Below are 6,878 nucleotides of genomic sequence, written 5' to 3'. Positions count from 1 at the left end.
TTTTATTAGTGCGCATGCGCGTTTACCTCATTAGACCAGTAAAAACGCGCATCATTAACTGTTTGTATTGCAAAGAACTTATCAGCTTTTTATCTAATACACCATCCGGAAAAACGCGCATGCGCGTTTTCCAAACCTATTAACTAATTTTGGGAAAGTTTATGCAGATGATTTTAAAGGGTTTTATAAATTTTAGTCTGGATAAACGCGCAAACTAATGAGTGTAAAAACACTCAAAAGCATCTAAATTTAAATACGACTGTATACCCATACATTGTTAGTCGCTTTACGGTAGGGCCAAACATTAGGTAAATGGATGAGATTTTGTAGGGCAATTCATTCGTCAGTTTTCGATTCACTAAATAAATGCTAGCAAGCTTTGGGGCAATATCTTTTTAGCTAAACGAACAGCAGAAGTGTTAGTTAAGATTGGCATTGTTGCAACTGTGACCGTTGGCGGCATGGATGCCGTCGTCGAGCCCTCAGGGACGAGTTTATGGCGAGTCACAGGGGAAACAATGACAATGAATACAGCACAACTGACGACAAAGTTATCTTGCTTTGGGCATTAGCTTTTCAGCTAATCGAACAGCGATAGGGTTAGTGAGGATTGGCATTGTTCCACCAGTGACCTTCTAAAACATGGATATTTTATTAGAGCCCTGAGGGATGCTTCTTGTTAAATAAAGAGACTGCGAGTCACTGGGGAAACAATGAGAATTGATGTGTAGCAACAACTGACGATAAAGTTATCTTGCTTTGGTGCAAAAAGAAAAGCCCGCGGATGCGGGCTTGGCGTCACTTAAAGTCAACGGAATATAAAGACTGACTTAACGATAGGTCAGCGTAGTGGTATCCGTTAACTTGTCGTTATCTTTAACGGTCAGTTCAACTGTGTGTTGTCCACGGCGGGCAAGGCGTAATACCAATTGACCGTTAGCGCGGGTGCCATTGTCGAATGTCCACTTATGTTGCTTGATCACGCCATCGGTATCGTAGCTAGTCGAGATAAACATATCGACGAACAATAAATTGATACGCTGAATTTGCGCAACAGGCGGTTGTTTTACCTCTCCAACAACCACATACACAGTTTGTGACGTGCTATGGGTTAGGCCGTCGTTATCAGTCACAGTTAGCGTGACCAGATACTCACCGCTTTGGCTGTAACTGTGAGTCACTACCTCACCCACTGCCACTGTATTATCACCAAAGCTCCACTCGGCAGACACGACTTGTCCATCGCTGTCGGTTGAAGTGGATGTCAGCTGCACCGCAGCACCATTCACCACTTGGGTGAAACTGGCTACTGGCGCGACTTTTTCCGCTTCGAGCAAGAGTGAAATCACAACAGGATCGTGATCCGATGAGCGATACGCATCAGTAGCGAATAAGTCTTGGATTTGAGCGGGGGTCTTAAACTCTTCGTTGTAATCCAATACGCGCGGTTCGTCGGTATTGATATGCCATTCAGTCACATCCACCACTTTATCTAACAAGGCAGCGTTTGCTAAAGCATGATCCAACTGACCCGATTCTGCCGAGAACACATAGGAATAAGGGTTCGGCTTTTCAAGTTTGGCAAACAGCTCACTAAAGCCCGCGTTACCTAACGCCGTTAATGGATCTTCCTTCGCATAGGCGTTCAAATCACCAATCAACAACACGCCTTGATCTGGATATTGCTCGCTGATCCATTGACCTGCAGCCGTCGCCGCACGGGTACGAGTGATATTGCAGTTGCCTTGACCATCATTGAGATCAGGATCGCCCGCACATTCACTGCCCTTAGATTTAAGGTGATTAACCGCAACGACCACGCCTTCTTCACTGCCGTTCACGCTAAAGGCTTGGGTCAGCATTGGACGGTTTTTGCTGTCGTCAAACAAGGGCTTTTGATCGCTATCTAATGGCGAATTGGCGCTGGATAGAATGCGTGCAGCGCCCTGCGGTGTGACTTTATCACTACGATAAATCAAGCCAACTGTGATGGCATCGGTGCCAATCGCATTCATGCCTGTTGGCGCGATATAAGCGTAACGCACTTCACCCACAGCGGCATTCAAACCTGCGACTAAATCAGCAATGGCTGAGTTAGCGCCAAAGCCATCGTTCTCGATTTCCATCAAACCAAATACGTCGGCACTAATGCCCACCATGGCGCTGACAATCTTCGCCTTTTGACGCTCAAATTCGCTCAACGTATTGGCACCACGCGCAGTTGGGAAACCTGCACCTTGACCATCACCATTGAAGTAGTTAAGTACGTTAAAGCTAGCGACTTTTAGATTACCGCCCTCAACCAATGTGGGTGCGATTGGACGTGGGTTTTCCGCCACAAAGTTCACCGTCTCGATTGGCATAATGCGATACAAATTAAAGCCATAGTGCATTACACCCGTAAGCGATGTGGCTTTATCGCCTACACGCACAGTGTTTGATGCGCTCAGACCTGGAGCGGGGAATTGCACAGGATCGGGATTCTGCGCCGTTAAACCGTCATCCAATAAAATACTGTCACGTTGGTTGGCTGCGCTCACTGCCAGCGCATCCGCGCCCGGTGCAGCCACTTGCGTACCAATAAAGTGGCGCTGACTGCCTAATAAAATCTCGCCATAACGGCCGAGGTTGTAGACTTCGTTCACCACTAAATCTTGGCTGAAACGAACACGCATGCCCTCAAATGGCTCAAAATCATCACTGCTGTTAACCGGTAAGGTCACCACAGCCGCTGTTGGCAATGCTTGTGCAGTGGCACACAACTTATGATCTGATACAGTCGTTAGTTCAGTTAAGCCTTGATATTCAGTGACTTTGGCTTTTAAACGAATACGATCGCCCGCCACATACGCAGTAGGCGCAGTGCCGGTATACACAAACACCCCTTCCGAGGTTTGTGGATCGCTATCGGCTTCGTTATCAGCCATTTGTACAAAAATGCCCTTAAGACCGGCTTCTTGATTACTGACGACAACCGCTTCAACCACTAAGGTTTGACCATTAAGAGGACTGGCAGCGCCCGCGCCTTGAAGCGCATGAATTGCTGTGGCTTCTTCGCCGCACACTAAAGAACTCGGTGGAGGGTCGACGGGATCGGTTGGCGTGCCCGCGCTGAATTTACCGAGATCAGAAATATCATCCTTCGCAAAACCTAACCAAGTGCTAAAGCTGACAGCATCGTCACTGATGGGATCGGCAATCAGCTGATCAGGATTACGGCGCAGGGTGTTGTCTTGAGTGGATAAATCACCACTGCCCCACTCGGCACCGGGATCGACACCAACTTGACCTAAACTATCAATCACTTGATTTTGATAAGTCAGTTCAATCGCATCGTCGCCGTTAAAGAAGCTGGCGTTACTCTGTTGATTGGTAACCGCAAGAATATCGGCAGACGCGTCGTTATCGGCAACCACATACGTCGCCCCCGCCGCTAATGACCCAGTGAGCGCTATGGTCGTACCGACGTTGGTGCTGCCATTGAAATAGAAACGCAATTGGTATTGGCTTAAATCAATAACGCCCGCAGTTGGGTTATACAGTTCGATAGCTTTATTGTTGCTGCTGCCTTCGACGTATTCTGAAATGATCACATTATCCGCGCCATGGGCAAGCCCACAAACGCTGCTGATGGCTAACGCCAGCACAGTTTTAGTGTTAAACATTGAGACCCCTAAATGTATTGTTTTAATATTTTGTATTGAATTGCGTTTTAATTGATGTGCTTAGATGCTTCAAGATGATGTCACCTCGAACACTGACAATACTATAGAGGATTAAGGTTACAAATTGGTTGCGCCAAAGTTGCAACTTAAGATTGATATTATTGGTGCGATTTAGCGATCAGAGCTAGGAAGAAAGCAGTACGGGGAATGCTGGCCGCCCATTAACAATGCGGCCAGAAATAATCAATGTGATGGGGATAAATCGCTCTTAACAACATAAGCAGAGCCAATGGATAAAAGCCCTGACGCAGGGCTATAAGGGCTCAAGTTTTTCATCAAGTAAACTGACCAGCAGTAACTCACCTTGGGCGTTCACCCTAAACTCGCCGTATTTAGCCGCACTGAAATGATCGGCTTGCCCTTCTTCAAAGAAAAAGCTGTTCGATGCGAGCTTGATTTGATTACCACGAACACGAAATTGCACCCGCAGTTGATCTTTACCCAGCGCTTGGTCGATATAAAAATCCATAAAACGCGCCACTTTTTGCTCATCTAGTGCCAGCAACAACTGACCCTGCATTTGTTGCGGCGCTAAGGCGCTGCGCACATCGCGGGCAATGGCATATTCCAGCGCCATGTAATCCCCCTGCATTAACGAGCGCGGATCGACTGGCGCTAATGCAAAGCGCACGACTTGGCCGTGATTAAGCAGTTGTTCGAATTTGAAAATGCGCCAATTCACGCCAGCAAGAATCGCAACGGTCGTAAAAAGTACTATGCCCAGCGCCCATTTATGTGAAGCCGCCAGTTTTCCCATCACATTTCCCATCACATAGTCTCCTTGGCATTTTCATTGGCAGGAAATAACCGCCACATCAGCATCCTTGCCACCAGCAACAGCGCGCCTAAACCCATCAAATAAGCAGATTTCAGCAGTAGTGTTGTTTCTAATGAATAATAATATCCACTGACAAACAACAGCGCCGACACAATTCCCATGCCTTTTAGCCAAGGCTCATTGCAATAATGGCCAAGCAAGATCAATAGGATAGCCGTCGATAATCCCTGCATGGGTAAAGATAAACCGCTAATAACCATTAAACCGAGAAAACAGCCTATCGCCGCCATTGAGCTAAGTGATTGTTTGTGTTCGCGAAAAACGCTGACCAACAATAATCCGCAAATGACAAAAATAATCGACAGATGGCTTAGCGTGAACCACAGACTTTGTTGCCAAGGACTGAATAAGGCTTCAAAAATACTGTCCATGCTAAAGGCATGCATCAGTTGCAATGTAATTAATGCCAGTGCAAAGCCGTAGATAAGCATGCGCGCGCGGCGGTAATGACGTCCGAACCGATTGATATTGAACAACACTAAGCTAATGATTAAGGCAAACAGACTTGGGCAGACATTGAGCCATTCGAATTTAGCCATGAGGCCAATCACGCACCAACTTAAGCCAAACGCGAACACAAACTGGGCTAATCCATGGACAATTAACCCCCACAACAGCAAGAGAATACCCGCCATACACAGATACCAGTTGAGGCTAAAATCATTGTCGATTAAATCATAGAATCCCCAAGCCACACTGATTAAACCACTCAAACAGGCGGCAAAAGCAAATTGCTCAATGAAGATCTGTTGCCGCGGCAAAAAATACAACCCAATGCCCACGGCTAAATAAGTTAAGCCGATAAATAAGGCGACGCCCTCACCTACCCGCTCAAAAATGGCGCCAAATGCCGCCATCATAAAACCCAATAGAAACAAAGCGGCTATCCAAGCGGCGAAGGCCTGCATAGCGGCAATATACCAAGGAATATCCTGGTTTTCTGGCATTTGGGGCGTACTGACTTTGCCCTCGGCATACAAGGATTGCCACAGTGTTATCAGACTGGATTCACCCGATGCATCAATTGAAGCGGCATTCTCTTTTGAAGGAGACTTTAAAGCAGTCGCTACCGAACTCGTTAAAGAATTGGTCACCATGTCGCCATCCGGTAAGCCATTATTGTTGCTCATGAATGTCTCCCACTTTCCCTTGGGTCGCTCTCGCTACGGGCTCAGGCTCTAATTCAGACATAGATTCAGGCATAGATTCAGGCTCTGATTCAGGCATAGATTCTGACTGTGGTTTAAGCTTGCGACTGAGTGCCTTTAACCAAATACTCAAGCCTGTGCTCGCCAAAATGATGTAAAGCCCAATAAACAGAAACCCGCCTATGGGATCATTGTCCTCAAACATCAACCGTATCAGTAACGCAGCGCCCACGGCAATCAAGCTAAAACCGCCCAAGGCCAAGGGATATATGCGCGGTAAGCGATAGCGAAAGATAACGAATCCAAATATCAGATGGGCAAAATAACCACAAATGATCCAAGTACTCGCGCCATCAGACTTAAAAAGATCGTCGAAAATCAACCAAGTGATTAACCAAGTAAAACAGCCCATCGCAAACAGTGAACACGCATATTCGAGAATTGGCGCATGCCAGCGCCCCACGACGTTGCGGTCTAGAAAAACAAAAGCGTAATAGATAGCTAAATTCAAACAGATAAAGATCAGCAGTTGGCCTTGTTCATCCAAGAAGGCTCCCCATAAATGGGAAAAGGAATCTAAAAATATCCCTATGCTTAGGTTAATAAGTCCCACCAGCAGCAGCCATAAACCATCGAATCCCGCCACCCAAGCGAAAGGCAAAATCACTAACGCCCACAGGGCGAATAACTGCCAAGGATCGGCGCCCGTTTGATAGGTTTGCCCAACCAGTGCTAATAAGCCGCCCACCAATACGCTCGCGGCCAATAAAACACCATTGGCTGTCGTCCCACCAAATCTACTGTCGTTGCTTTGGTTACTATGACTATGGAAATGGGAAGCAGCTGAAAGGGAATTAGCACGATAATAGAGCCAAGCAAATGCGCCGATGGCGAGCACTATCGCCACTTCAATAAGCCCAAATTTGGCAAAACGCCCGAGGGATTGCCAATTGTAGGCAAAGAAAAAAATTACCCCAGAGGCAAAGCTCAAGGCGCCAAACCAGAGTAATAAGTTAGCGATTAAGCCACGCCAGCTCGACGCATCAGGCAACTCTGTGACCTGCCGATAAAGCGTATTCGCTTGCTCTTGCGTGATATGTCCCTGTTCAACCCAGCCACACACTTGAGATTTTATCTGGCTCAATGTGAGTTCTCCCTCATCCTGTT

Annotated in this window: 5 protein-coding genes; 1 reads left to right on the top strand and 4 read right to left on the bottom strand. The window is 46.9% G+C overall.

Annotation, left to right across the window (positions count from 1 at the left end):
• The first annotated feature begins 416 nt into the window (after positions 1–416).
• Positions 417–572, top strand: a complete 156-nt coding sequence (locus Q4Q49_RS20875) for a hypothetical protein (protein WP_181811389.1) — start codon at positions 417–419, stop codon at positions 570–572.
• A gap of 258 nt (positions 573–830) precedes the next feature.
• Here Q4Q49_RS20875 and Q4Q49_RS20870 read toward each other — a convergent pair whose 3' ends face one another.
• The 4 genes from Q4Q49_RS20870 to Q4Q49_RS20855 form a co-directional block, all read right to left on the bottom strand.
• Positions 831–3,665 (bottom strand): ExeM/NucH family extracellular endonuclease, encoded by a 2,835-nt coding sequence (locus tag Q4Q49_RS20870; RefSeq protein ID WP_312000347.1) that lies wholly within the window; start codon positions 3,663–3,665, stop codon positions 831–833.
• 313 nt (positions 3,666–3,978) lie between these two features.
• Complete coding sequence (locus Q4Q49_RS20865; RefSeq protein WP_312000346.1) at positions 3,979–4,494, bottom strand: GDYXXLXY domain-containing protein; 516 nt, start codon at positions 4,492–4,494, stop codon at positions 3,979–3,981.
• Positions 4,494–5,693: a DUF4401 domain-containing protein gene (locus tag Q4Q49_RS20860; protein ID WP_312000345.1), complete on the bottom strand. Its 1,200-nt coding sequence runs from the start codon at positions 5,691–5,693 to the stop codon at positions 4,494–4,496. The genes Q4Q49_RS20865 and Q4Q49_RS20860 overlap by 1 nt, the downstream gene beginning before the upstream one ends.
• On the bottom strand, positions 5,680–6,855 hold the full coding sequence (locus Q4Q49_RS20855; RefSeq protein WP_312000344.1) for a DUF2157 domain-containing protein: 1,176 nt from the start codon (positions 6,853–6,855) through the stop codon (positions 5,680–5,682). Before Q4Q49_RS20855 ends, Q4Q49_RS20860 begins: the two co-directional genes overlap by 14 nt.
• Positions 6,856–6,878 lie beyond the last annotated feature (23 nt).

The organism is Shewanella sp. SP1S1-7, assembly GCF_031932105.1.
GTDB lineage: Bacteria > Pseudomonadota > Gammaproteobacteria > Enterobacterales > Shewanellaceae > Shewanella > Shewanella baltica.
Note: the sequence above shows the minus strand (reverse complement) of the source record. Positions and strands in the feature narration are given on the sequence as shown.

Coding starts and splice junctions, on each gene's coding strand:
- Q4Q49_RS20870 (WP_312000347.1), bottom strand. CDS start 3,665: ATGTTTAACACTAAAACTGTGCTGGCGTTAGCCATCAGCAGCGTTTGT.
- Q4Q49_RS20865 (WP_312000346.1), bottom strand. CDS start 4,494: ATGGGAAATGTGATGGGAAAACTGGCGGCTTCACATAAATGGGCGCTG.
- Q4Q49_RS20860 (WP_312000345.1), bottom strand. CDS start 5,693: ATGAGCAACAATAATGGCTTACCGGATGGCGACATGGTGACCAATTCT.